The organism is Azospirillum canadense (assembly GCF_025961225.1).
Classification (GTDB): Bacteria; Pseudomonadota; Alphaproteobacteria; order Azospirillales; family Azospirillaceae; genus Azospirillum; species Azospirillum canadense.
The window spans coordinates 2,220,577-2,244,991 of record NZ_JAOQNG010000001.1 but is presented as its reverse complement, the minus strand read 5'-3'; the positions used below and the strand labels follow the sequence as shown (position 1 = coordinate 2,244,991).

Here is a 24,415-nt window from a genome sequence, read left to right as displayed (position 1 = left end):
CCACGGATTCCCCGTCACAAGTATCGGTTCCATGAACAGCGCACGCGTCCGCACCCGGAGGTTTTTTCCCATGACCCGCTTCCGCCCCGCCGTCCTGATGCTGGCCGCAGCATTGGCGGCGCTTTCCCCCGTCGCGGTCCAGGCGCAGTCCACCATGGACGACGCCCAGCGCAAGGCCATCGAAGGGGTGGTGCGCGATTACCTGATGCAGCACCCGGAAATCATCCTGGAGGCCGTGGACGCGTTGCAGCAGCGCCAGAAGCAGGCCGAGGAGGAGCGGGGGCGCCAAGCGCTGGCCGCCAACAAGAAGGCGCTGTTCCAGAACCCGGCCGATCCTGTCGTCGGCAACCCGCAGGGCGACGTCACGGTGGTCGAGTTCTTCGACTACCAGTGCGGCTACTGCAAGGCCGTGCAGGGCGACACGCAGAAGCTGATCAAGGACGACGGCAAGGTCCGCTTCGTGCTGAAGGAGTTCCCGATCCTGGGTCCGGCGTCAGTCATCGCGTCCAAGGCGGCGCTCGCCTCGCGCGCCCAGGGCAAGTATGTGGAGTACCACAACGCCCTGATGGCCCACCGCGGCCAGCTGGACGAGGACACCATCATGCGTCTTGCCAAGTCGGTCGGCATCGACAACGACAAGCTGAAGAAGGACATGGAGAGCCCCGACGTCCTGAAGGTGATCGCCAGCAACCAGGCGCTGGCCGAGCAGCTGGGCATCCGCGGCACGCCGGGCTTCATCTTCGGCGACGAGCTGGTGCCGGGCGCCATCAAGCTGGACGAGATGAAGCGCCTGGTCGGCGCCGCGCGCAAGGGCTGACCGCGGAATGGCAAGGGCGACTCCGACGACGGTGGTCTTCGACATCGGGCAGGTGCTCATCGAATGGGATCCGCGGCATCTCTACCGCGACCTGTTCGAGGGGTACGAGGACCTGATGGAGCATTTCCTGGAGACGGTCTGCACGCCGGCCTGGAACCTGGAACAGGACCGCGGCCGGCCGTGGGACGAGGCGGTGGCGACGCTGACCGCCGCCTACCCGGACTGCGCCGAGCTGATCCGCGCCTACCACGAGCGCTGGGAGGACATGGTGCCCGGACCGATGCCGGGAACGCCGGAGATCCTGATGGCGCTGAAGGGGCGGGGCACTCCGGTCTATTCGATCACGAACTTCTCGTCCGAGAAGTTCGTGCTGGCCCGCAAGCGCTTCGATTTCCTGAACGTCTTCGATGGCATCGTCGTGTCGGGGGACGAGCGCCTGGTCAAGCCGGACCCGGCTATCTTCCGCCTGCTGCTGGACCGCTACGGTCTGGTGGCGGAGGACTGCTTCTTCATCGACGACAGCGCGGCCAACGTGGAGGCCGCGCGCATGGTCGGCATGGTCGCCCACCATTTCACCAGCGCCGACCGGCTGCGCGGCGAGCTGGAGGGGCTGGGGCTGCTGTAGTAGCCCCTCCCCACCCCTCCCCCGTCGTCCTGAACGGACCGGGGAGGGGTGGGGAGGAGGAGAGGGTGCTTAGGCCGCGGCCTCGTCGCCCTGTCCCTTCAGCCGCGCCGCCAGCGCTGCCTCCAGGAACGGGTCGAGTGCGCCGTCCAGGACCGCCTGGCTCTGCGACGTCTCCACGTTTGTCCGCAGGTCCTTCACCATCTGGTAAGGGTGCAGGACGTAGGAGCGGATCTGGTGGCCCCAGCCGATGTCGCTCTTGGTCGCCTCCAGGGCGGCCGCGGCGTCCTCGCGGATCTTCAGTTCGCGTTCGTACAGGCGGGCGCGCAGCATATCCCACGCCTTGGCGCGGTTCTTGTGCTGCGAGCGCTCCTGCTGGCAGGCCACCACGATGCCCGTGGGCAGGTGGGTGATGCGGATGGCCGAGTCGGTCTTGTTGACGTGCTGGCCGCCGGCGCCCGACGCGCGGAACGTGTCGATGCGGCAGTCTTTTTCGTTGATCTCGATGTTGATCTTGTCGTCGATCACCGGCGAGATCGAAACGGCGGCGAAGCTGGTCTGGCGGCGGGCCTGGCTGTCAAAGGGGCTGATGCGCACCAGACGGTGCACGCCCGCCTCGGTCTTCAGCCAGCCATAGGCGTTGTGGCCGCTGATCTGCACGGTGGCGGACTTGATGCCGGCTTCTTCGCCGGGGCTCTCTTCCAGCCACTGGGTCTTGTAGCCGTGCTGCTCCGCCCAGCGGGTGTACATGCGCACCAGCATCAGCGCCCAGTCCTGGGCCTCCGTGCCGCCGGCGCCGGCATTCACCTCGACGAAGCAGTCGTTGGCGTCGGCCTCGCCCGACAGCAGGCTTTCGATCTGCAGCTTGGCGGCGCGCTCGCGCAGCGCGTAGAGCTGGGCCTCGGCGTCGGCGACGACGGTCGCGTCGCCCTCGGCCTCGCCCATCTCGATCAGCTCCAGGCTGTCGGACAGGTCGCGCTCCAGCGCGCGGTAGCCGTTGACCGAGGTCTCCAACTGGGTGCGCTCGCGCATGATGGTCTGCGCGCGCGTCGGGTCATCCCACAGCTTGGGGTCCTCGGAGAGGTCATTCAGTTCGTCGAGACGACGCAGCGCGTTATCCCAGTCAAAGATGCCTCCTCAGCAGCGCCAGCGAGTCTCTGATCTCGCCAGCGGCCGCTTCGATCTCGGCCCGCATCGCGGTACCTCCTCGTCAGCCAGAGTTGATTCCGAAGTCAGGCCCCTATGTAGCGAGTTACGGCCGGCGTTGCACCCCCTTATTCCGCCTTTGCAAAATGGCCCGGGCGCCCCATGGGCGCTCACGTCGCCCGTTCCGCAAACGCCCCGCCGCCCATGGCATTCGACCCTGGTCGTAGTAAAACCGGCGAGGGTGCATAGCCGCTCCGAATAGCGGCTGATCGTTCCAGATGAGTACATCCAATTCGGCGCCGCAAAGACCCGTTCGCGGCGGGATTGTTCGGACGCTTACTGTGCTAGCGTCCTGCCCGTTCTATGCCTCTACTCGAAAGATCGCATGGTTCGAGCGTCGCGGCACCCACAAAGAGAACGGGCACCCGGTCCTTAAGCCAACGCCGCCGGAATGCCACGGTTCCCTTTGCCGGCCACAATCTTCGTCAACAACCGAAAAGCGCGGCCCACGATGAACTTCACGAGCCTTGGTTTCCTTGTGTTCATCACGGTCTTTACGGCGGCCTTCATGGCGCTGGCGCGGACGCGGCTGTTCACACCGCTCCTGCTGGCGTCCAGCTACATCTTTTACGGATTTTGGGACTACCGTTTCTGCACGCTGCTCGCCCTGACGACCCTGATCGACTTCTATTGCGGACTGCGGATCGCCGACGCGCCGAACCGGGCCGCCGCCCGGCTGTTCATGCAGCTCAGCCTCGGCACCAACCTCGGCGTCCTGTTCTTTTTCAAATACTTCAACTTCTTTGTTGACAGCGCGCACCTCGCCCTGTCGTCGCTCGGCATCGACATCGGGGAGCGCACCCTGTCGATCATCCTGCCGGTCGGCATCTCCTTCTACACCTTCCAGAATCTCAGCTACGCGCTGGACCTCTACCTCGGCCACCTGGAGAAGCCGGAACGGTCGCTGCTGCGCTACGCGACCTTCGCCTCCTTCTTCCCGCAGCTGGTGGCTGGCCCGATCGTCCGGGCGCGCGACCTGCTGCCGCAAATCCAGAACGGGCCGAAGCAGGACGTGCCCTTCGCCTTCCGCTTCGCCGGGCTGGAAAAGCTGGTCTGGGGCTATTTCCTGAAGCTGGGGCTGGCCGACAACGCCGCCGCGGTGGTGGACGCGCGCTTCGCCCAGCCGGAGTTCTTCAACGCGCTGAACCACATCATCGGGCTGGTCTGCTTTTCCCTGCAGATCTACGGCGATTTCGCCGGCTACTCGCTGATCGCGATCGGCCTGTCGCAGATTTTCGGCTACACGCTGTGCGAAAACTTCAACCGCCCCTATTTCGCCAGGGGCATGCGCGACTTCTGGCGGCGCTGGCACATCTCGCTGTCCACCTGGTTCCGCGACTACGTCTACATCCCCATGGGTGGCGGGCGTTCGGGGTGGCTGCGCGTCCGGAACATGACCATCGTCATGCTGGTCTCCGGCCTGTGGCACGGCGCCAACTGGACCTTCGTCCTGTGGGGGGCCATGCACGCCGCGCTGATGGCGGCGGAGGACGGCGCCCGCTGGCTGGCGGCGCGCAGCCCGATACGCCTGACCGGTTTCCCGCTGGCGGCCGGGCGCCTGCTGACCATCGGCTTCGTCTTCCTTCTGGTGACGCTGACCTGGCTGCCCTTCCGGGCCAACGACCTGCACACGGTCTGGACCATCCTGGGCATCATCGGCGACGGCGACTTCAGCCTGCCGCGCGGCATGCAGCAGATGAGCTATCTGGTCCGCGTGGTCGTCTTCGCCGGCGTGGTGCTGATGATCGATGCGATGATTGAGATGGGGGCCAACCGCCGCTACGCCGGGGTCAATGTGGTCGCCCGTTCCATGGCCTGCTCCACGCTGGTCCTGCTGTTGCTTCTCTTCGGCAATTTCGCCAACCGATCCTTCATCTACTTCCAGTTCTGACGGAGCCCCTTCCATGATCCGCCTTCTGGCAGCCTTGGGCCTGATTCTGGGCATGGTCGTCACCATGGACCGCGCCTTCGCGTCCTGGCTGGGCGAAACGCTGCGCCACGCGAGCGACCGCTTCATGACCGTCTACCAGGACGGTCCGCCCGCGGACGTGGTCGTGCTCGGCAACTCGCGTGCCGACAACCACTTCCCGGTGTCCGACATTCAGCGGCTGACCTGCTGGAAGGCGCTGAACCTCGGCATGGGCGGCGCCCCGACCACGGTCGGCGACCTGCTTTGGCAGGATTACGTGGAGCGCCACGGTGCGCCGCGCCTGCTTCTGCTGGAGCCGACCAGCGTGGTGGACGACCCCAACGCGCTGGCCGACTTGCCGCTGCTCGCCTACTACTCCAACCGGGTGGACGGCTTCATCCGCAAGGTCGACCCGACCATGTGGGCGTCGAACAAGCTGTTCAACACGCTGATCTTCAACAACAACCAGACGATCCGGCTGGCGATGGAGCGCGTCCACCCGACCGGAGGCGACCGCACGCTGAGCGGCAGCATGTCGCCTGTCCTGAAGGCCCAGATCGCCCACGCTCCGACGGAGGCGATGGAGGGCTTTCAGCCGAACTGGGAGGCGCTGGACCGCATCATCGCCACCGCGCGGGCGCACGGGACCAAGGTCGCCGTGGTCATCACCCCCTACTTCCCCGGCTACATCGAGAAGCTGACCAACTTCGACGCCTTCTTCGACGACCTGAAGCACCGCCTGCCGGCCGACGTGCCGGTCATCGACACCCGCCGCGCAGTGACTGACGAGGCGCAGTTCGTCGATGCCCTGCACATCAACCAAGAGGGTGTCCAGGCCATGCTGGCCCACATGGAAGCCGACCTCCGCCCGCTCGGCGGCTGCACCGGCGACGCCATCGCCCAACTGGGCTCCCGCGACGTGGTGCGGTCGGCGGCACGGCCGTAAGTTGAAGCGACGGGAGAGGGCTTCACCACCAAGACACAAAGACACCAAGAATCCTCGCGCCCGGCACGGGTTGGACTCTTGGTGCCTTGGTGCCGTGGTGGTGAAAATCCCCCGAAGCTACACCCGTATCATTTCTTCGAACCCCGCCCGCCGGTCCGCTCCACGTCCACTTCGGTCTTGCGGGCGGTTTCGCGCACCGTTTCCTTGTGCTCGGTGGTCGACTTCGTCAGCTCGACCTCTCCGATCAGGCGGGCGGCCTTGCGGACCTCGGCCTCCTCCGTGGTTTCGGTCATGTCCACGCTGGTCTCTTTGAAGGCCCGTTCGGCTTCCTCGGGGCTCAGTTCGCGGTCGGCCTCGCGGTGCCGCACCCGCACCTTCTCCTCCTCCAGGGTCAAGGTCTTCTCGACCGGCCGCTCGGTGACGTGGGTGCTGGCGTGGACGCCGCGGACCACCCGGCGCTTGCCGATCCGCACCTGCTCCTCCACCTCCGGCAGGACCTTGCGCTCGCCGTGCGCGCTTTTCCCGCCCTGCTCGTGCCTTTCGTCCTCATAGACGTCCACGGCGCGGGCGTCGTTCCGTTCCAGGCGGGAGCGTATCTCGTCCGCCTGGTCGTCCTCGACCTCGACCGCGATCACGGCCGCGCCCTTGGCGATGGCGCCGGAGAAGGCGCGGGCGTCCTCCGCGTCGATCCCGAATTCGGCCAACGCGGAGGCCAAGTCGTCCCGCGGCTTGTCGAACAGCCGGACGCTCTCCTCCGGGCATCCGGCCTTGGTCAGTTCCTGGCTCGCCCGGCGGGCCGGTTCGGGGGTCTGGAACAGTCCAATGACGGTCATCGTCATGCGTGATCTCCTGTGTTCTGGTGTGGGGTATTCCGGTGTGGGCGGGGGCGGGGCGGATTGTTCGGCCTCCTCCCGCTCGACCGTGACTTCGGATCGGCGGACGGGCACGCGGTCGCGGTAGCGGCGAGTCGTGCGGCGGCGGGTCACATGCACCTCTTCGACCAGGCGCAGGCGCATCACGACGACAGGCACCTCCTCGACGACCGGGATGATCATGGTGTCGCCCTCCCGCCGCTCGGCCGGGGCCTTGTCGATCCAGGCGCCGACGGGGACGCGCTCGACCACGACCTCCGTGGACTCCAGCGGCTCGTCGATCTCCTCGACCTCTTCATGGACACGACGGTGCACATGCACGACACCGGTGGGCCGGGCGTGCTTCTCGATCTCGACGGTTTCCTGGACGACGGGAATGACGACGCGTGTCGGTTCGGCGTCGGTGGTCATGACGGATCCTCACGAATGGGAAATGCCGGACGTCGCGCGCGCCGCAAGGCGCCAACCGCGTGCAGCCCCATCAACAGGGCCTTTCCGGCTCCGTTCCGCATCTGCGAAGGCCAATATGGGCGATGCAAACATCCTTCTTTCGAAGGTGCCTTGACGTCCATCTACCGTTTCAGTGCTTTGGCTATGCTTTCCGCATCGCGTCTTAGAGAGGCGTAGTGCGCCCGCCGTCTTCTCCCGCAGCGCACATCCATTCAAAAAGAAAAGAGGCGGCCCCAAAAGAGCCGCCTCTCCTCCCTTATCGTCCCGTGCCGTCAGTACAGGCCGCCGGTCCCCACCGTCGCCGACGGCGGTGCGCCGGGCGCCACTCCGGCCGGGGCTGCACCGTAAGTTCCGGTTGCCGATGGGTCGCCGAACCCGCCGCCCGGCAGCGCCGCTCCGGTCAGGCCGGCCTCTCCGCTCCCCGCGCGGGCCGAGCCGTCGAGCACGAGCTGCGGCTGGTCGGGGTTGGGCTCGGTGCCGGGGATGAAGGCCTCCCAGATCGCCTTGCGGTCGCCGGGCGACGCCAAGCGGCCGGTTTCCGGGTTGACGCGGACGAGCCGCAGGCCGCGCGGCACGCGGAAGGGCGTCGCCGGCTTGTCCTTCAGCGCCACCTCCAGCACGTCCTTGACCACGGGGACCGACGCGGAGCCACCCGTCTCCTTGGCGCCCAGCGAGCGCGGCTGGTCGAAGCCGATGTAGGTGCCGACCACCAGGTCGGGCGAGAAGCCCATGAACCAGGCGTCGTTGCTGTCGTTGGTCGTGCCGGTCTTGCCGGCCAGCGGCTTGCCGAGCGACAGCAGCTTCGTCGCCGTGCCGCGCTGCACGACGCCCTCAAGGATGGAGACCATCTGGTAGACGGTGCGCGGGTCGTTGATCTGCTCGCGCGTGTCGGGAACGGCCGGCACCGCCACGCCGTCCTTCCACGCCACGTGGTTGCAGGCGTCGCAGGCGCGGTTGTCGTGGCGGAAGATGGTCTTGCCGTTGCGGTCCTGCACCCGGTCGATGAAGGTCGGGGTGATGCGCTTGCCGCCGTTGTCCAGCATGGCGTAGGCGGTGGCCATGCGGAGCACGGTCGTTTCGCCGGCCCCCAGCGACATGGGCAGGTAGGGCTGCAGGTTGTCGACGATGCCGAACTTCTCGGCCGTCGCCTTGACCTTGTCCATGCCGATGGCATTGGCGAGGCGGACGGTCATGACGTTGCGCGACTTCTCGATGCCGACGCGCAGCGGGGTCGGGCCGTAGAACTCGTGGCTGTAGTTCTCCGGCCGCCAGATCGGCTGGCCGTGGCCGGGGTCGTACTCGAAGGGTGCGTCCATGACCAGCGACGACGGGGTAAAGCCCTGGTCGAGCGCCGTCAGGTACACGAAGGGCTTGAAGGAGGAGCCCGGCTGCCGCATCGCCTGGGTAGCGCGGTTGAAGGCACTCATGTGCGGGGAGAAGCCGCCGACCATGGCGAGCACCCGGCCGGTGTGCGGGTCGAGCGCCACGAGGCCGCCCTGCACCGCGGGGGTCTGACGCAGGGCGTAGCTGCCCGGCGGGTAGTCCTTGCCCTTCTCGTCCTTGTGGGCCGGCTCCACCAGAATCAGGTCGCCCAGCTTGGCGACGTCCGACGGCCGACGGATGTCCGGGCCGAGGCGGTTGTCGTCCTTCTGGGCACGCGCCCAGCGCAGTTCGGCCAGCGGCACGCGCCCGCGCGATCCGTCGGGCAGGCCGACGTCCAGCGCGTCGGCCGCATCGTCCTTCAGCACGACGGCGAGGTGCCAGCCCTCCGACCCGGCGGGCGGGGCCATGCCGGCCAGCTTCTTGGCCCAGTTGTCGAAATTGTCCATCTTGCCGACCGGGCCGCGGTAGCCGTGGCGGCGGTCGTACTGGACCAGACCGGTGCGCAGCGCCCGGGTCGCCGCGTCCTGAAGGACGGGGTCCATGGAGGCGCGCACCGACAGCCCGCCCTCGTACAGGGCCTGTTCGCCGTACAGCTTCACCAGCTCGCGCCGGACCTCCTCGGCGAAATACTCCGAGGTCACGGAGTCCTGCTCGTCGCGCTTGCGCACGGTCAGCGGCTGGGCCTGGGCGATCTTCGCCTCGTCCGGGGTGATGTGCCCGTCCTCGGCCATGCGGCCGATGACCCAGTTGCGGCGGGCGATGGCCGCGTCGCGCTGGCGTTCCGGGTGGTAGTTGCTGGGCGCCTTGGGCAGGGCCGCGAGGTAGGCGGCCTCCTCGATGGTCAGCTCGTCCAGCCCCTTGTTGAAGTAGTTCAACGCCGCCGCCGCCACGCCGTAGGACCGGAAACCGAGGAAGATCTCGTTCAGGTACAGCTCAAGAATGCGGTCCTTGTTGAAGGCGCGCTCGATGCGCACGGCCAGGATCGCTTCCTTGATCTTGCGGGCGAAGGAGACCTCGTTGGTCAGCAGCATGTTCTTGGCGACCTGCTGCGTGATGGTCGAGGCGCCCATGGGCCGGCGGTCGCGGCCGAAATTCTCCACGTTGGTCAGGATGGCGCGGGCGATGCCGATGGGATCGACGCCCTTGTGCTCGTAGAAATTCTTGTCCTCGGCCGCGAGGAACGCGTTGATCACCCGCTTGGGCATCGCGTCGATCGGCACGAACACACGCTTTTCCGACGCGAACTCCGCCAGCAGGCGCCCGTCGCCGGCGTGCACGCGGGTGGTCACGGGCGGCTGGTAGTTGGCCAGCTTCGTGTAATCCGGCAGATCGCGGTCGTAATAGTCCAGCACATAGACGAATCCCCCGGCTCCGACCAGCACGAGCATGACGAGGGCCATCAGGACGGACAGAATCAGGCGCATGACAAATCCCAAACAGACCAGATCCCAAACGGGCAAGGCGGCGGGCCGCCCGCTCCCCGGGGGAAGCGGCGGGACCCTCCGATGAGCGGCATCCTACACCGCGGAAGCCGGCGCGCCGACTCCCACGCAGGCATGTCAGGAAAATGTGACGCCCACAAGGCGCATGCAAGAAAGTGGTATCCAACCATCCTGAATACCCGCGCCGCGTTTCCGTCAGGGGTACCCGCGGCAAAACACGCCGCTTCCCGTGTTCAGCTCTTCGCCCTCAACTCTTCAACTCTTTTGGGCGGCGCCCAGCCATTTGAAGTAGGAGTCGATGGCCCGCAGCAGAGCGCGGCCGAATCGCTCGCGGTGCGCGGCCTTAGTGAGGAGGCCGGCGTCCTGCGGGCTCGACAGGTAGCCCATCTCGACCAGCGCCGAGGGCATGTCGGGCGCGGTGAGCACGGCGAAGCCGGCCTGCCGGATCGGCTTGTTGGGAATGACCGCCACGTCGCGGCGCAGATGCTCCAGCGCCAGGTTCGCGAAGCGCTTGGAGTGGTTCATGGTGTCGCGCTGCGCCAAGTCGATCAGGATCGTCGCCACCAAGTCGTTCTCCGCCGACAGATCCATGCCGGCCAGCGCGTCGGCGCGGTTCTCCTTGGCGGCCAGGTTCTCCGCCTCGTGGTCCGAGGCCTTGTCGGACAGGGTGTAGATGGACAGGCCGCGGATGCTGCTGGTCCCGATGATGTCGGCGTGCAGCGACAGGAACAGGTCGGCGTCGGCCTCGCGGGCGATGGCGACGCGGTCGCGCAGGCGGATGAAGACGTCCTTGTCGCGGGTCAGCTTGACCCGATAGCGGCCGGACGACTCCAACTGGCGCTTCACCTCGCGCGCCATGGCCAGCGTGATGTCCTTCTCGTAGATGCCGCCGACGCCGATGGCGCCGGGATCGACGCCGCCGTGCCCCGGGTCGATGACGATCAGCGGCTTCTCCGGCACGGCCCGGTCGGGGTTCGGCGTGGAGCGCTGCGGCGCCGGCTGCGGGATCGGCGGGGTCATGGCCGCGGCGGCGGGCAGAATCGGCGCGGGCTGGTACGGCGGCGGGGCCGGCACCGGCCGGCCGGCGCTCACGGGTACGCTTTGGGCCTCCGGCGCCGGCGCGCGGGGCGGCGGGGTTTTGGGGGCCGGAGCGTTGGCGGCTTGGGTGAACTCCGCGGCGGTGGCCCGCGCGACGTCCAGCACGAAGCGGGGCTTGTGGCCTTCCTTGGAGGGGATCGTGAAGGCCTCGGACACCTTGACCGGCCCCGTGGTCTCCACGACGAGGCGGGAGGCGCCGCCCTCGCGCCCCTCGAACCGGTAGCGCGTGACCAGCCCCTTGCCGGTGACCGGTGCGGCTCCGCCAGGCCAGCTCACGTCCGGCAGGTTGACCACGACGCGGTAGGGATCGGCGTGCACCGATACCGAGAAGGCGACCGATTCGCTGAGTTCGAGCACCAAGCGCGTCTTTTCCGGGTGCAGGCCGAGCCGGGCGTCCAGCACCTCCACCCGCTCCTGGGCGGGCGGCGGGAAGGGCAGGGCCGCGGTGGTTTGCGCGTGGGCCGGGCACGGCGACAGGGCGACCGCCCCAAGAAGAGCGCCCAGCACGGCGACGATCATCGCGAGCATTCGGGCCATCGCATCCACCAGACCGCAACACGGCTATAGCCAGCCATGACCTATAGCTTAGCGGAATCAACATCTTCAACGACAACGGTGAGACGGCGCGCGAAATCGGCGAAGGGGGTGCCGTTCCTGCAACAGTGCGGCAACGACCACAGCAAAGCACCGTACGGCGCGGAACTGACCGGCCAAGCCCGCGCCGGCCGTGGCGGCGGGGCCGCGACCGATTGTGGCGGCATCTTCGTTTCACCGAATTCCACCGTTGTGCAAGTTTTCATGCTTGTCTATGGTAGCCCTGCGACATACCGCGACCCACCAGACCACTTCCGCGGGGGGATTTCCCTCCAAGGCAGACCTGTGGCGTCGCCCGCGGATCTTCCCGGCCGACTTCGATCATCGGCCGCGGTCTGGGGCGTGACGCGTCTGGGTTGCCGGTGAAAGGGACGAAACCTCGAAGCTGGCGCCGGCCGAAACTCCGGCGCCCGGAGTCCGAAGTCCGTCTCGTCCTGGCTGCTTCACCAGCGCCGTTCGACGAGGTTGGGGCCGGTTCCGCAGGCTTCGCACACAATGATGACGCGTCCGGGCGGCCCGATCGTCGCGCGGGCACCCCGGGGGCGTCATGGGGATCTTGTATGGCCAAGCGCATGCTGGTGGACGCCACGCACCCGGAGGAAACCCGGGTCGCCGTGGTCAATGGAAACAGACTCGAAGACCTCGACTTCGAAATCGCGACCCGGAAGCAACTCAAGGGCAACATCTACCTTGCCAAGGTGACCCGGGTTGAGCCGTCGCTCCAGGCGGCCTTCGTGGAATATGGCGGGAACCGCCACGGCTTCCTCGCCTTCTCGGAAATCCATCCCGACTACTACCGCATCCCGATCGCCGACCGCGAGGCCCTGCTGGCCGAGGAGCGCCGGCTTGAGGAGCAGGCGGAAGCCCGCGCCGAGGCCGCGGTCGACGGCGCCGTGATGGCCGAGCCGATCCGGCCGGAGCATGTGGTCGAGGAATTCTCCCCGATGCCCTCGGGCTACGGCGAGGACGTCGGCGTCGAAGGCGACGCGGACGGTGAGACCGACGGCTACGCCGCGGCGTCCGCCGACTCTGACGCCGAAGCCGCCACCGGCGGCGACGGGGATGGCGAGACCGACGGTGAGCCGGCCGGCGAGGACGGCGTCAGCCCCGACGTGATCGGCGGCGACGAGGTCGAGGACGCGCACCGCCGCCGCACGCGGCCGTTGCGCAGCTACAAGATCCAGGAGGTGATCAAGCGCCGGCAGGTCATGCTGGTCCAGGTCACCAAGGAGGAGCGCGGCAACAAGGGCGCGGCGCTGACCACCTACCTGTCGCTGCCCGGCCGCTATTGCGTGCTGATGCCGAACACCGGCCGCGGCGGCGGGATTTCCCGCAAGATCACCAACCCGGCCGACCGCAAGCGCCTGAAGGAGATCCTGTCGGACCTCGACGTGCCGGAAGGCATGGCGGTCATCCTGCGCACCGCGGGGCTGGAGCGCTCCAAGCAGGAGATCAAGCGCGACCTGGAATACCTGCTGCGCCTGTGGGACGACATCCGCGTCCAGACGCTGAAGTCCTCGGCGCCGTGCCTCATCTATGAAGAGGCTAACCTCATCAAGCGCTCGATCCGCGATCTCTACACCGACGACATCGACGAGATCTGGGTGGAGGGCTCGGCCGGTTTCAACACCGCGCGCGACTTCATGCGCATGATGATGCCGAGCCACAGCAAGCGCGTCATGCAGTACCGGGACGAGACGATCCCGCTGTTCCACCGCTACCAGGTGGAAACGCAGATCGACGCGATCCACAGCCCGGTCGTGCAGCTGCGCTCTGGCGGCTACATCGTCATCAACCCGACCGAGGCGCTGGTCTCCATCGACGTCAACTCGGGCAAGTCGACGCGCGAGCGCAACATCGAGGAGACGGCCTACAAGACCAACCTCGAAGCCGCGGAGGAGGTGGCGCGCCAGCTGCGCCTGCGCGACCTCGCGGGCCTCATCGTGATCGACTTCATCGACATGGAGGAGCCCCGCAACAACGCCGCGGTGGAGCGCCGCCTGAAGGAGGCGATGAAGAACGACCGGGCGCGCATCCAGCTCGGCCGCATCTCCGCTTTCGGCCTGCTGGAGCTGTCGCGCCAGCGCCTGCGCCCGTCGCTGCTGGAAACCAACTTCGAGCGCTGCCCGCACTGCTCCGGCACCGGCGTCATCCGCTCGGTGGAATCCTCGGCGCTGCACGTGCTCCGCGCCATCGAGGAGGAGGGTATCCGCAAGCGCTCGGCCGAGATCACGGTCTTCGTGCCGACCCGCATCGCGCTCTATATCCTCAACCAGAAGCGCGTCGAGCTGACCAAGATCGAGGAGCGCTACCGCTTCCGCGTCATGGTGCAGGCGGACGACACGCTGATCGCCCCCGACCTGCGGCTTGAGCGCGTCAAGGCCCGCACGCCGGAGGACGACGTCCCGCTGGTCAGCGCCGAGCGCGTCCTGGCCGAGACCGACCGCATCCTGGCCGCCGAGGCCGAGGAAGCCGAGGAGGAGATCGTCGAGGAGACGACCGCCGAGGCCGAGCCGGCGGAGCGTGCCGAGGCCGTCGCCGGCGAGAGCGAAGGCGACCGCCGCCGCCGTCGGCGCCGCCGTCGTGGCCGTGGACGCGACCGGGAGGAGGGCCGTCCGGTCCTGGCAAGCCCGGCCGCCGACCGCGAAGCCGCGGACGCTGAGGCGGACGAGGCCGAAGGCGACGGCACCGAGGTGGACGAGGAAGCCATCGAGCGCGCCCAGATCGACGCTCCGGAGTTCGTCATCAACGACGTTGACGTGGGCCATCACCTCGACGCCGCGAACGACGAAGCCGAGGGTGAGGACGAGGCGGACGCCGAGGACGGCGACGAGGGCACGGGCGACTTCGCCGAAGGCAACGGTGACGCCAACGGCGAGCGCAAGAAGCGTCGTCGCGGCAAGCGTGGCGGCCGCCGCCGGTCGCGCCAGCGCGAGGGCATGGAGGGCGTGTCCGCCGAGGAGGCCCAGTCTGAAGAGGCCACCTCTGAGGAGGTCGTGGAAGCCGTCGGCGAACCGGCCACCCAGGCCCCGGTCACCGAGGAGCCGATCGACTTCGATTGGATCCTGACCACCGGGGAGCCAGCCGAGGTTGCGGCCGAGGCCGCTCCGGCGGCGCCGGCCGCGGAGGAAGCTCCGGCCAAGAAGCCGCGCGGCCGTCGCGGCGCCAAGGCGAAGGCCGAGGCCGCCGACGTTGCGGAAACCGTGTCGGCCGAGGCTCCGGCTGCCGCGCCGCAGCCGGCCCCCCAGACGGACGCGCCGAAGGGCCGCCGGGGGAGCAAGGCTCCGAAGGCCGCCGCGGCTGAGCCGAAGGCGGAAAAGCCGGCGAAGGCCCCGGCCAAGGGGCGTGGCCGCAAGGCCGCCGCCGCGGTCGAGGCTCCGGCCGAGACGGCTCCGGTCGCCGCACCGGTTGCCCCGGCTCCGGTGGCCGAGGAGGCCCAGCCCGAGCCCCAGGCCGAGCCGAAGAAGCGCGCCCCGCGCAAGCGGAAGGCCGCGGCGGAAGCCCCGGTTGAAGCGGCTCCGGCTCCCGCTCCGGTGGCCCCCGCTCCGGTGGCAGAGGAGGCCGCTCCGGCCGCGAAGACGCGGGCTCCGCGCAAGCGGAAGGCCGCCGCGGAGGCTCCGGCCGAGGCGGCGCCCGCCCCGGCGATCAGCGAACCGGCTCCCGAGCCGGCCACCGCGGACGACAGCCAGCCGGCGGCCAAGCCGCGGCGCGGCTGGTGGGCCCGCTGACGGTCTATCGCCGAACGCAGACTGGAAAAGGCGCCTCAGGGCGCCTTTTCTGTTTCAAGGCAACAGGTGGTTTTGACAGGCAGGACGGGTTGCGACGATGAGCAAGGCCTTCACGCGGGAGAACGACTCCGCTGACGACGATGACGGCGACGATCCGAAACCTCTTCCCGCCGGCTTCAAGAACTACATGACGCCCGCTGGCTTCCAGCGGATGCAGGCGGAGCTTCGCAATCTCCTGCGCGTCGAACGGCCGAAGGTGGTGGATGTCGTGTCCTGGGCGGCCGGGAACGGCGACCGCTCGGAAAACGGCGATTACCTCTATGGCAAGAAGCGCCTGCGCGAGATCGACCGGCGCATCCGCTTCCTGAACAAGCGGCTGGAATCGGCGGAGGTGGTGGACCCCACCCGCCAGACGAACCGCGACCGGGTGTATTTCGGCGCGACCGTGACCTACGCCCGCGAGGATGGGGCGGAGAACACCATCACCATTGTCGGGGCCGATGAGGTGGACCTGGACCGTGGCCACGTCAGCTGGATCTCGCCGATCGCCCGCGCCCTTCTGAAGGCCCAGGAGGGCGACCTCGTGGACCTGCGCACGCCCGCGGGCGTGGAGCAGATCGAGGTGGTCGCGATCCGTTATCCAGGGGATGAATGAGGGGCCGGGACGGAAGGGGACGAGGCCCCGCCAATTTTTATCCCTTCCGAAGCAGCGCGGCCTCTGCCGTGTTGATCCCCGCAAACAAGAACGGAGACCAACCATGATGCGCCCAGCCATGGCCCGCAGCGCCATCGCCGCCTGCTTTGCCCTCACCGCCTTTGCCGCCGCGCCGGCTTTCGCGGTCTGTCCGGACGAGAACATGCCGTCGGACATGCGGTATGCCTATGTGCAGGGTGCCCAGTCGGCGCTGAACGAGCACGGCTTCAAGGCCGGTACGGCGGACGGCAAAATGGGGCCCAACACCCGCACCGCCGTCCGCGCCTACCAGAAGGCGGCGAAGCTCCCCGTTGACGGCTGCGTCACCAAGGAGCTTCTGGACCACTTGAACTTCGCTCAGCCGAAGGTCTACGCGCCGGGCAAGCGCTGAGCGCTCCCGCTCACTTCACGAAGCTGAGGTCCATGATGGACTTGGCGTCCAGCGTCTTGTCCACCTGGCCTTCGGCCTGCCAGAACTTCACCTGGTTGACGACGTCGTTGACCAGAAGCTTGCCCTGCGGATCCACGTAGGGCAGGCCGGCGGCGACGACCTCGGGCTTCTGCTTGGTGGCCTCGGCGATGATGGTCAGCAGGGCGTCGTAGCCGGGGCCCTTCACGATGGCTCCCTGGGCGTCCTTGGTGTTGAAGGCCGCGTGGTACTCGGCCAGCGCCGTCTGGTAGGCGCGGACGAACTTCTCCACCGTCGGGCGGCGCTGGGCGATCGTCTTCGGGCCGGTGAACAGCGCGCCGAGCTGCCAGGGCGTCTCGTCGCCGACCCAGCCGATGATCGTGCCGGCGCCATCCGCGACCATCTGGCGGGCGACCGTCACCGGCGCCACGATGGCGTCGACTTGGCCGCCCTTGAAGGCGGCGGTCATCTTCGGCACGTCCTGCAGCGGCACCATGGTCAGGTCCTTGACCGTGAAGCCGTATTTCTGCCCGAGCAGCCCCAGCATGTAGTGGAACGTGGAGCCCACGGTGGTGATGGCGATGCGCTTGCCCTTCAGGTCGGCGGGCTTCTTCAGCCCGGCGGCGAAGGCGGCGTTGGTCGCGACGTAGGCGCTGAGTTCGAAGCCCGGCTCGTCGCGGCTCTGCGCCGCGATCATGGTGACGGCCCCCTTGGCCGCGAGGTTGTAGAAGCCGGCGGTCAGGCCGGTGACGCCGAAGTCCACGTCGCCCGACGCCACGGCCACCGGCACCTGCTGGGCCGAGGTGAACATCTTCAGGTCGACGTCGAGCCCCTCCTTCTCGAAGTAGCCCTTGCTTTTGGCGATGAAGATCGGCCCGGAGGAGGCCAGCGCCAGCACGCCGATGGAGGTCTTCTCCAGGGTCTGGGCCAGGGCGGGCGCGGCCGACAGCGCCAGGGCCGCAGCGCCCATCATTCCAATTACCGTCCGCCCCAATACTTTCCGACGGCCCCAACGCACGACAGTCATCAGTGTCTTCTCCCTTGTGTTTTCGTAGGTTGGGTGGAGGCGTCAGCCGACACCCAACAGGCTTGCAATTTCAATAACTTACCGCCACTTCAGCAGGCGGCGTTCCAGGATCGACAGCACGGTGCCGATGGCGAGGCCGAGCAGCGACAGGACCAGCACGCCGGCCAGCAGTTGGTCCGTCAGCATCAGGTTGCCGGCGGTCAGCACGAAGGCGCCGATGCCGTACTCCGCCCCGATCATCTCCGCCGCCACGACCAGGATCAGCGCGATGGAGGCGGTGATGCGGAAGCCGGCCAGGATGCCGGGCAGGGCGCCCGGCAGCACGATCTTGCGCAGGATCGACGCCCAGGGCAGGCCGAAGCTCTGCGCCATGCGGATCAGGTTGCGCGGCACCGAATCGATGGCGCTGTAGGTGGCGATGACGGTGGGGAAGAAGACGCCGAAGCCGATGGTGGCGAACTTCGACGGCTCCCCGATGCCGAACCACAGGATGAACAGCGGCAGCAGCGCGATCTTCGGGATCGGGAAGAAGGCCGACACCAGCGGCACGCCCACGGCCCTTGCCACGGAGCCGATGCCCATGGCAAAGCCCACCGCCATGCCGCCGACCGTACCCATGGCCCAGCCCACGCCGATCCGCATCAGTGAGGCCTTCAGGTGCTGCCACAGGCTGCCGTCGGCAACCATGGCGCCGAGCGCCTTGGCCACCGCGCTTGGCGGCGGCAGGAACAGCGCGCTGACGAGCCCGAAGCGGTTGGTCGATTCCCATACGGCGATCAGCACCGCGAAGGCCAGCAGCGCCGCCCAACGGTGCGTCCGGACGGTGAAGCCGCCGCCGCGGAAGCGGACGGGCTGGGCCGATGCGACCGGGAGACTGGTGTCAGGCATTGGCGATCTCCCGGTCGGCCAGCTGCGCCTCGGCGCGGATCAGGTGCCAGAGGCGATCGCGCACCTCCGCGAGATGGGCCTGGGCGGAGGGCTGGAGGCGCTGGTCGCGCGGCTCCTCGATGGTGACGATCTCGCGCAGGCGGCCGGGCCGGCGGCTCAGCACCACCACGCGGTCGGCCAGCCGCAGCGCCTCGTCGAGGTTGTGGGTGACGTAGAGGGCGGTCGTCCGCTCCCGCTGCCAGAGCGCCAGGAAATCCTCCATCAGCAGCTCGCGCGTCTGGGCGTCCAGCGCGGACAGCGGCTCGTCCAGCAGAAGCATGGCCGGGCGCACGGCCAGCGCGCGGGCGATGCCGACGCGCTGGCGCATGCCGCCGGACAGCTGCTTCGGCAGAGCCTTGCGGAAGTCCCACAGGCCCATGCGGCGCAGGCCGGCCTCAATCCGCTCCCGCCGTTCCGCCGCCGGGAGGGGGTGGTGCTCCAGCACCAGGGCGACGTTGTCCTCCACGCTGCGCCAGGGCAGCAGGGCGAAGTCCTGGAAGATGAAGGTGACCGGGTTCAGGCAGCCGTCAGGCGTGTCGCCCGCCACCTCCACCGTGCCGGAGGTGGGCGCGACGATGCCGCCCGCGATGCCCAGCAAGGTGGACTTGCCGCAGCCCGAGGGGCCGATGACCGCCAGCACCTCCCCCTCGCGCACCGTCAGGTCGATGCCCTCCAGCACGACGAGGTCGTCGTAGCGGTGGCACAGGTCCTTGATGATAAGCCTCATTGTTCCTTTCCAAGGGCCTTGCTGGCCCAGGCGATCAGCAACTCGTCCCTGGAGGTCAGGCCGGCCTCCGGGAGCGCATGGTTCACCACCGCCTTGGCGGCCCCGCCCGTCGCCTCGGGCAGGCGGTTCTCCCACATGGCCTGGTGGAGCGTGGGCAGCTCGTCCCAGGCACCGAGGTAAGTCGTTGGCACACGAACGGCCCCGGACGCAATGACGCGGTTCAGCCCTGCGATTTCCGCAGCGTTCGACAGGTGCGTGCCGATGATGGCCGCCGTGGGCATCAAAATGCGGCGCTGGCGCATCCAGACCTGCGGGGCGTAGAAGCTGTAGCGCCTTGGCTGTCCGTCTGGGGCCATGTCTCCGCAGTAGACGACGCGGCCGGTGTGCGGCTTCACGATCATGGTGGAGACGGCCAGCGTGTCGCGCCGGGCTCGCTCCACCACCAGATCGGGCATGCCGCGCGGATTGTCGGCGGAGCGCAGGATGCGGCCCACCGCTTGGCCCAGCGGCTTGAAGGTCTCCTCGGTGAAGAGGCGCACGGCCTCCTTGAAGGCGGCTGTCTCGCGCTGCGGGTCGGGCAGGTCCGGCATGGTGTCGGGCCAGACGAAGTGCGGCACGCGGCGTTTGATCTCGGCCAGCGAGACGGCGCCCGCCAGGGCTTCGCCGTAGCCCAGCGACAGCACGAAATCGCGTTCGGAGTCCTGGTCGGTGACGACGCAGATCCGCGCGCCGGACTCGCGCGCCGCCTCGATGGCCGACAGGGCCATGTCGTCGCGCAGGCCGACCGCCCCGGCGCCGTAGAAGACCAGCACGGCCTCGCCGGGGCGGAGCCGGGCGCGGCGCAGCATCTCGGCGGGCGCGGCGGAGCCGGGCTTGCCGAGGAAGGTCATGTGGTAGCCGCTGGAGGCGCCGAAGAAGGTCAGCGCGCCGCCCTCAGCCAGCGACTGGAAGGTGCGCGGGAAGGTGGCCTCACCGGCGTGGCTGACGGCGTAGTCCACCAGGGCGCCGCCGTTGGCCGCGCGCAGGGCGTCGAGGTAGGGGCGGCCCGCTTCCTCCCACGTCGCCCACTGCGACGGGTCGGCGGGGATGCGGGTGAAGGCGCTTTCGGCAACGGAGCGGTCCACCGCCCCCGCCCCGCGGGCACGGATCGCGGCGGCGCGCCGTTCCGACGACACCATGCCGGTCACCTTCATGCGGCGGGCGAGCGCCAGCTCCACCGTCCAGGCGCCGGTGCCGCCGGCCGCCCCCTCCACCAGCAGGCGCTTGCCGGGCTGGACGTCGAGTGCGGTGAACAGCGCGCGGTAGGCGGTGCCGGCGGCGAGCATGTAGCTGCCGGCCTCCTCCAGCGCGAGGTCGGGCGGGAGATGGAAGAGCTGCGGCCCGTCGGCTAGCATGAACTGCTGGTGGCTGCCGTCCGGCGACTGGTAGCCTTGGATGTGGAAGTCGGTGAACATCGGGTCGGCGCCGGCCTCCGGATCCAGCACGTCGGACACGCCGGAGTAGATCGCGACGAGGTCTCCGACAGCGAGCCGCCCCTGGGCCTGCAACGCCTCGCCCATGCGCACCACCATCCCGACGCCACCGGAACCGGTGATGTGCACGTCCTCGTCATGCTCGTCGAACAGGGAAATGGGGATGCCGGTCAGTGCCCAGACGTCGTTGTAGTTGACCTCCGAGGCGAGAACGTAGACGAGCGCTTGGTTGGGGCCGGGCTCCGGGACGGGGATGACCACTTCGCGTTCCGCGTCGGCGGGGTCGCCGTGGGCGGCCGCACCGGTCTCCAGGTCGCGGACGACGGCCTGGGCGAGTTGCCATTGGGGCAGGGGCGTGGCGCCGGGGAAGAGGGGGCTGCCGATGGGCAGCACGCCGTCGCGCGATTCGGGGCGCGGGCGCGCGGGCAGGGGCGGGGACTTCTTCTCCAGGAACAGGGCGATGCCCTTCTTGGCGCCGTGTTCGGAATCCAGGAGGAAGCGGGCGAAGGCGGCGATTTCCGCATGTGAGCCGGCGTCGAAGCCGTCGCGCAGGCCGGTGGTGACGAGGTCGACAATGGTGTCGGCGACCGGGCCCCGGCCGACGGTGTGGGCTTGGCGGAGGAGGCGCTCCACCCCCTCTCCCCCCCGGGGAGAGGGTTGGGGTGAGGGGGTTGCGCTTTTGCCGGACGTACCGAGATGCGGGACCCCCGCACCCTTCCCTCTCCCCGGGGGGGAGAGGGTATTGAGACCGAGGGCAACCTCCCTTGCCAACGTCTTCGCCAGGGTCAGCGCGTCGTCCGCGCCGCGGGCGACGACATCCACCAGCCCGAACTCCAGCGCGGTTTCCGCGTCGATCTGCCGGCCGGACAGCAGGATCTCCAGCGCGCGTTCATGCCCGCGCTCAGGGTCCTTGCGCAGCAGCAGGCGGGGCAGGCGCTGGGTGCCGCCGTAGCCGGGGGGCAGGAACAGGTTGATTTCCGGCTGGCCGAGGCGCGCGCGCGGGTCGGCGACGCGGAGGTGGCAGGCCATGGCCAGTTCGCAGCCGCCGCCGAGCGCGACGCCGCGGATGGCGGCGATCACCGGCTTGTCCATCGCCTCGATGGCGCGGAAGACGGCGTGGGCCTTGGCGGGCAGGGCGCGCGCCTCGCCCTCGTCCTGCACCTCGTCGAGCAGCTGGCGGATGTCGGCGCCGGCGACGAAGTTTCGGCCAGTGCCGGTGATCACCACGGCATGGATGTCCGGCCGGCGGGCGAGGTGGGCGATCGCCGTGTCCAATTCGTCCAGCAGGCGGTCGGACAGCGCGTTGACCGGCGGGTTGTCGATGGTGACGGTCGCCATGCGCACGCCCTCGCCGAGGCGGTCGTATTGGATCGACAGGAAGCGCTGGCGCTCGATGAGGGTCTGTTCCTCCGCGCGCTGCTGGCCGCGTTTCCACGCCTCAATGCGAACGGCGAGGTCGGTCAGGCACTCCGGGTTGCGCAGGGTGGAGGTGTCGCCCAGCGGCTCGTCGTTCATCATGGCCGTCAGGAAGCGGCGCATGTATTTGCCGGAGCGCGTTTCCGGGAAGGCCGGCACGACCAGGATGTCGGAGGGGACGGCAACGGCGCCTTTCTCCTGTCGGACGAGGTCCTTCAGGCGGCGCTCGTCGTCGGCGGTCAGGTCGCGCCCCTTGGCGGGCAGGACGAAGGCGACGGGGGTCAGGCCCTTTTCCCGGTGCGGGGCGCCAACGACGATGACGTTCCCGACAGGGCTGTCGGGGTTGATCTGCTTGTCGCGGAGGATGGCGCCCTCGATCTCCTCCGTCCCCATGCGGTGGCCGGAGACGTTGATCACGTCGTCGGAGCGGCCGTGCAGGCTGAAGCTGCCGTCCGCGTATTTCCGTGCGAAGTCGCCTTGCAGGTAGGCCCAGACGGGGTTGCCCTGCGCATCGCGGAAGCGGCCGAAGTAGGTCGTGGCGAAGCGGTCGAGGTCGCCCGTCCAGCCGGGCGTTCCGACATTGTCCGCGTCGCCCCAGATGGTGCGGGTCAGGTAGGGGTAGGGGGCGGTGACGACGATCTCGCCCTTCTCCTCCGGCTCGGCGGAGCGGTAGGGGACGCGACCCTCGCTATCGGGCTCGCCTTCGGACACCCAGACGTCGCCCAGCACCCAGGGCAGCGGGTAGGTGTGGGCGTCGGCGCGCAGGGGCTGGTCGGGGTTGCCGTAGGGGTGGGTCCAGACGATGCCGCCGTGCTCCGTCGCCCAATAGCTGTTGATGTATTGCGGGGTCATCACCGCCATGCCGAAGGCCTGCACGGCGGGGCTGGTCGGCTCCGCGCAGAAGGTGGCGACGCGCAGGGTGGAGCGGTCGTAGCGCTCCACGTCCGCGCGGTTCTCCGGGTGGGTCATGACCGTCTTCAGGAAGGTCACGCCCGCCTTGAAGATGGTGACCTTGTGCCGCTCGATGATCGAGGCGAAGCGGCCAGCGTTGGGGAAGACGGGCGCGCCCTCCGTCACGATGCCGGGGATGCGGGCGGCCAGCGTGCCGGTGATCAGGTAGCTCTGGCCGGTGATCCAGCCGGGGTCGGCGACCACATAGATCACGTCGCGGCCGGGCAGGGCGTCGAAGCTGACCTTCATGGTGTGGGCGATGCCGGCGACGTAGCCGCCGTGGACGTGCACCACGCCCTTGGGCTTCCCGGTCGAGCCGGAGGTGTAGATGATGAAGAGCGGGTATTCGGCGTCCACCGGGACGGACGGAACCGCCTTGGCGACGGCGGCGTAGAGCGCGCGGTCGTCGAGCGTGCGGAGGGCGGCCATGTCCGGCAGGCCGGCGGCGCGGCACAGCGTCTGTTCGGCCTTCGCCAGAAGCTCGTGCGCCCAGACGTCGCGGCCCGGCGTCCAGGCGATGTCGGGAAGGCCGACGTGGCGGACGACGATGACCTTTTCCACGCGCGAGGGCGCGGCGGTCAGCGCCTCGGCCACGCTGGCCCGCAGGTCGGCGATGGTGGTGGCGTCGAGATGGCCGGCGCGGTCGAGCGCCTTGCCCAACTCGCGCATGACGTCGGCGGGGGCGACGGTGATTTCGCCCTCCAGCCCGGCGCGGACGGGATCCATCAGGGCGGCGTCGCCAAGCTTGCTGCGCAGCACCTCCTCGGTGATGCTGAGCGCCGCGGGCAGGGCCACGAAGCGGTCGAGCGCGGGGTCGGTGTAGGCCTCCTTGAAGGCGGCCACCTCCGCGTTGCGGCTGGCCCCGTCGGCGGTGATGACGACGCGGGCGCCGGCGTTCTCGATGCGGTCGGACAGGGTCTTGTCGGAAAAGCCGCCGAACACCGCGGTGTAGATGACGCCCAGCCGCTTCGCCCCCTCCGTCCAGACGATCTGGTCGAGGATGTTGGGCATGTTCAGCGCGATGCGGTCGCCCTGGTTCAGGCTCAAATCGCGCAGCGCCAGGGCGGCGAGCGCGGAGCGGACCAGCAACTCCCGCCGGGTCAGGGTGACGTGGTGGACCGGGGCGCCGCGCCCATTGTTCGCGGCGGCGTCCCAGCGGTCGCCCTCGTACCAGTAGGCGACCTCCGCCCCATGACCGGACAGGACGTGGCGGTCGACCTCGTTGAAGGCGGCGTTGGTGCGGGATCCCACGAACCAGCGGTAGAAGGGGGCCTCCGACCCGTCGAAGGCCTGGGTCCAGGGCGTCCAGTCCGCGCGCTCCGCCGCCTCTCCGGTCGTGGCGTTCCAGCCGCGCCAGACACCGTCGGCGTCGCGCATCAGCCAGTGGGTGCCGTCGAACCAGTGGATGGTCTCCGCGGCAATGGCGCCGTGGAAGGCGCCGGGGTCGGCCTCGCAGGCGGCGCGCTGGCGCTGCCAGTCCGCGGCGGAGCGGATCGGGTTGACGGTCACGTCCCGCGGCAGCGGCGGCTGGGCGGCGGAGTCCGCGGTCACGGACTGGTCCATGGGTTTCCTCCCCGAAAGGGCGCTTCTTCGTTCGTGGCCGCGGCGTTGCGCGGCGGGCACCACTATAGCGCGGCGCCCGCCCCGGGCCGCAATGGGGCCGTGCGGGGGCGGGCTATGCCCCAGACGCGGCTTTGGGTCATACTCGGTCCAACAATAAGGTTT

Annotated in this window: 15 protein-coding genes; 7 read left to right on the top strand and 8 right to left on the bottom strand. The window is 68.9% G+C overall.

The genetic code is table 11. The features are described 5' to 3' along the window. The first annotated feature begins 70 nt into the window (after window positions 1-70). Entirely contained in the window at window positions 71-817 is a 747-nt protein-coding gene (locus tag M2351_RS10645; protein ID WP_264656051.1) for a DsbA family protein, read from the top strand. Between the two features lie 7 nt (window positions 818-824). Further along, window positions 825-1,442, top strand: coding sequence for an HAD family hydrolase (locus M2351_RS10640; protein ID WP_264656050.1), 618 nt, complete (start codon window positions 825-827; stop codon window positions 1,440-1,442). 69 nt (window positions 1,443-1,511) lie between these two features. Here M2351_RS10640 and prfB read toward each other — a convergent pair. Further along, a protein-coding gene (gene prfB / locus M2351_RS10635; RefSeq protein ID WP_264656049.1) for a peptide chain release factor 2 occupies window positions 1,512-2,634 on the bottom strand; the annotation gives its coding sequence in 2 pieces (ribosomal slippage) (window positions 1,512-2,564 and window positions 2,566-2,634; 1,122 coding nt in all). Between the two features lie 462 nt (window positions 2,635-3,096). Between prfB and M2351_RS10630 the strand changes: the two genes are divergently transcribed. Then, window positions 3,097-4,536, top strand: coding sequence for an MBOAT family O-acyltransferase (locus M2351_RS10630; protein WP_264656048.1), 1,440 nt, complete (start codon window positions 3,097-3,099; stop codon window positions 4,534-4,536). 13 nt (window positions 4,537-4,549) lie between these two features. Beyond that, complete coding sequence (locus M2351_RS10625) at window positions 4,550-5,500, top strand: SGNH/GDSL hydrolase family protein (RefSeq protein WP_264656047.1); 951 nt, start codon at window positions 4,550-4,552, stop codon at window positions 5,498-5,500. A 128-nt stretch (window positions 5,501-5,628) separates the two neighbouring features. Here M2351_RS10625 and M2351_RS10620 read toward each other — a convergent pair whose 3' ends face one another. The 3 genes from M2351_RS10620 to M2351_RS10610 form a co-directional block, all read right to left on the bottom strand. Beyond that, window positions 5,629-6,783, bottom strand: coding sequence for a YsnF/AvaK domain-containing protein (locus M2351_RS10620; RefSeq protein WP_264656046.1), 1,155 nt, complete (start codon window positions 6,781-6,783; stop codon window positions 5,629-5,631). A 311-nt stretch (window positions 6,784-7,094) separates the two neighbouring features. After that, window positions 7,095-9,629, bottom strand: coding sequence for a penicillin-binding protein 1A (locus tag M2351_RS10615; protein WP_264656045.1), 2,535 nt, complete (start codon window positions 9,627-9,629; stop codon window positions 7,095-7,097). Window positions 9,630-9,902: 273 nt separating this feature from the next. Beyond that, window positions 9,903-11,282 carry an N-acetylmuramoyl-L-alanine amidase gene (locus M2351_RS10610; RefSeq protein WP_264656044.1) on the bottom strand — a complete coding sequence of 460 codons (1,380 nt, stop codon included), beginning with the start codon at window positions 11,280-11,282 and terminating at the stop codon, window positions 9,903-9,905. Window positions 11,283-11,899: 617 nt separating this feature from the next. On the opposite strand from M2351_RS10610, the gene M2351_RS10605 reads away from it, so the two are divergent. The 3 genes from M2351_RS10605 to M2351_RS10595 all read left to right on the top strand — a co-directional run bounded on the left by M2351_RS10605 (window position 11,900) and on the right by M2351_RS10595 (window position 16,152). Then, on the top strand, window positions 11,900-15,067 hold the full coding sequence (locus M2351_RS10605) for an Rne/Rng family ribonuclease (protein WP_264656043.1): 3,168 nt from the start codon (window positions 11,900-11,902) through the stop codon (window positions 15,065-15,067). Between the two features lie 97 nt (window positions 15,068-15,164). After that, on the top strand, window positions 15,165-15,722 hold the full coding sequence (gene greB / locus M2351_RS10600) for a transcription elongation factor GreB (protein ID WP_264656042.1): 558 nt from the start codon (window positions 15,165-15,167) through the stop codon (window positions 15,720-15,722). A gap of 103 nt (window positions 15,723-15,825) precedes the next feature. Then, complete coding sequence (locus M2351_RS10595) at window positions 15,826-16,152, top strand: peptidoglycan-binding domain-containing protein (RefSeq protein WP_264656041.1); 327 nt, start codon at window positions 15,826-15,828, stop codon at window positions 16,150-16,152. A 10-nt stretch (window positions 16,153-16,162) separates the two neighbouring features. On the opposite strand, the gene M2351_RS10590 is transcribed toward M2351_RS10595, so the two are convergent. The 4 genes from M2351_RS10590 to M2351_RS10575 all read right to left on the bottom strand — a co-directional run bounded on the left by M2351_RS10590 (window position 16,163) and on the right by M2351_RS10575 (window position 24,253). Continuing rightward, the gene (locus tag M2351_RS10590; protein ID WP_264656040.1) at window positions 16,163-17,143 is read right to left on the bottom strand and encodes an ABC transporter substrate-binding protein; all 981 of its coding nucleotides are present in this window, start codon (window positions 17,141-17,143) and stop codon (window positions 16,163-16,165) included. A gap of 132 nt (window positions 17,144-17,275) precedes the next feature. Then, entirely contained in the window at window positions 17,276-18,085 is an 810-nt protein-coding gene (locus tag M2351_RS10585) for an ABC transporter permease (protein WP_264656039.1), read from the bottom strand. Further along, a complete protein-coding gene (locus M2351_RS10580) occupies window positions 18,078-18,851 on the bottom strand; it encodes an ABC transporter ATP-binding protein (protein WP_264656038.1) in 774 nt (257 codons plus the stop codon). Before M2351_RS10580 ends, M2351_RS10585 begins: the two co-directional genes overlap by 8 nt. Further along, window positions 18,848-24,253 carry an AMP-binding protein gene (locus tag M2351_RS10575; RefSeq protein WP_264656037.1) on the bottom strand — a complete coding sequence of 1,802 codons (5,406 nt, stop codon included), beginning with the start codon at window positions 24,251-24,253 and terminating at the stop codon, window positions 18,848-18,850. The genes M2351_RS10580 and M2351_RS10575 overlap by 4 nt, the downstream gene beginning before the upstream one ends. Between the last annotated feature and the right edge of the window lie 162 nt (window positions 24,254-24,415).

What these genes read in the sequence shown, in the direction of transcription:
- M2351_RS10645 (WP_264656051.1), top strand. Translation starts at nt 71, where the DNA reads ATGACCCGCTTCCGCCCCGCCGTCCTGATGCTGGCCGCAGCATTGGCG.
- M2351_RS10640 (WP_264656050.1), top strand. Translation starts at nt 825, where the DNA reads ATGGCAAGGGCGACTCCGACGACGGTGGTCTTCGACATCGGGCAGGTG.
- M2351_RS10630 (WP_264656048.1), top strand. Translation starts at nt 3,097, where the DNA reads ATGAACTTCACGAGCCTTGGTTTCCTTGTGTTCATCACGGTCTTTACG.
- M2351_RS10625 (WP_264656047.1), top strand. Translation starts at nt 4,550, where the DNA reads ATGATCCGCCTTCTGGCAGCCTTGGGCCTGATTCTGGGCATGGTCGTC.
- M2351_RS10620 (WP_264656046.1), bottom strand. Translation starts at nt 6,783, where the DNA reads ATGACCACCGACGCCGAACCGACACGCGTCGTCATTCCCGTCGTCCAG.
- M2351_RS10615 (WP_264656045.1), bottom strand. Translation starts at nt 9,629, where the DNA reads ATGCGCCTGATTCTGTCCGTCCTGATGGCCCTCGTCATGCTCGTGCTG.
- M2351_RS10610 (WP_264656044.1), bottom strand. Translation starts at nt 11,282, where the DNA reads ATGGCCCGAATGCTCGCGATGATCGTCGCCGTGCTGGGCGCTCTTCTT.
- M2351_RS10605 (WP_264656043.1), top strand. Translation starts at nt 11,900, where the DNA reads ATGGCCAAGCGCATGCTGGTGGACGCCACGCACCCGGAGGAAACCCGG.
- greB (WP_264656042.1), top strand. Translation starts at nt 15,165, where the DNA reads ATGAGCAAGGCCTTCACGCGGGAGAACGACTCCGCTGACGACGATGAC.
- M2351_RS10595 (WP_264656041.1), top strand. Translation starts at nt 15,826, where the DNA reads ATGATGCGCCCAGCCATGGCCCGCAGCGCCATCGCCGCCTGCTTTGCC.
- M2351_RS10590 (WP_264656040.1), bottom strand. Translation starts at nt 17,143, where the DNA reads ATGATGGGCGCTGCGGCCCTGGCGCTGTCGGCCGCGCCCGCCCTGGCC.
- M2351_RS10585 (WP_264656039.1), bottom strand. Translation starts at nt 18,085, where the DNA reads ATGCCTGACACCAGTCTCCCGGTCGCATCGGCCCAGCCCGTCCGCTTC.
- M2351_RS10580 (WP_264656038.1), bottom strand. Translation starts at nt 18,851, where the DNA reads ATGAGGCTTATCATCAAGGACCTGTGCCACCGCTACGACGACCTCGTC.
- M2351_RS10575 (WP_264656037.1), bottom strand. Translation starts at nt 24,253, where the DNA reads ATGGACCAGTCCGTGACCGCGGACTCCGCCGCCCAGCCGCCGCTGCCG.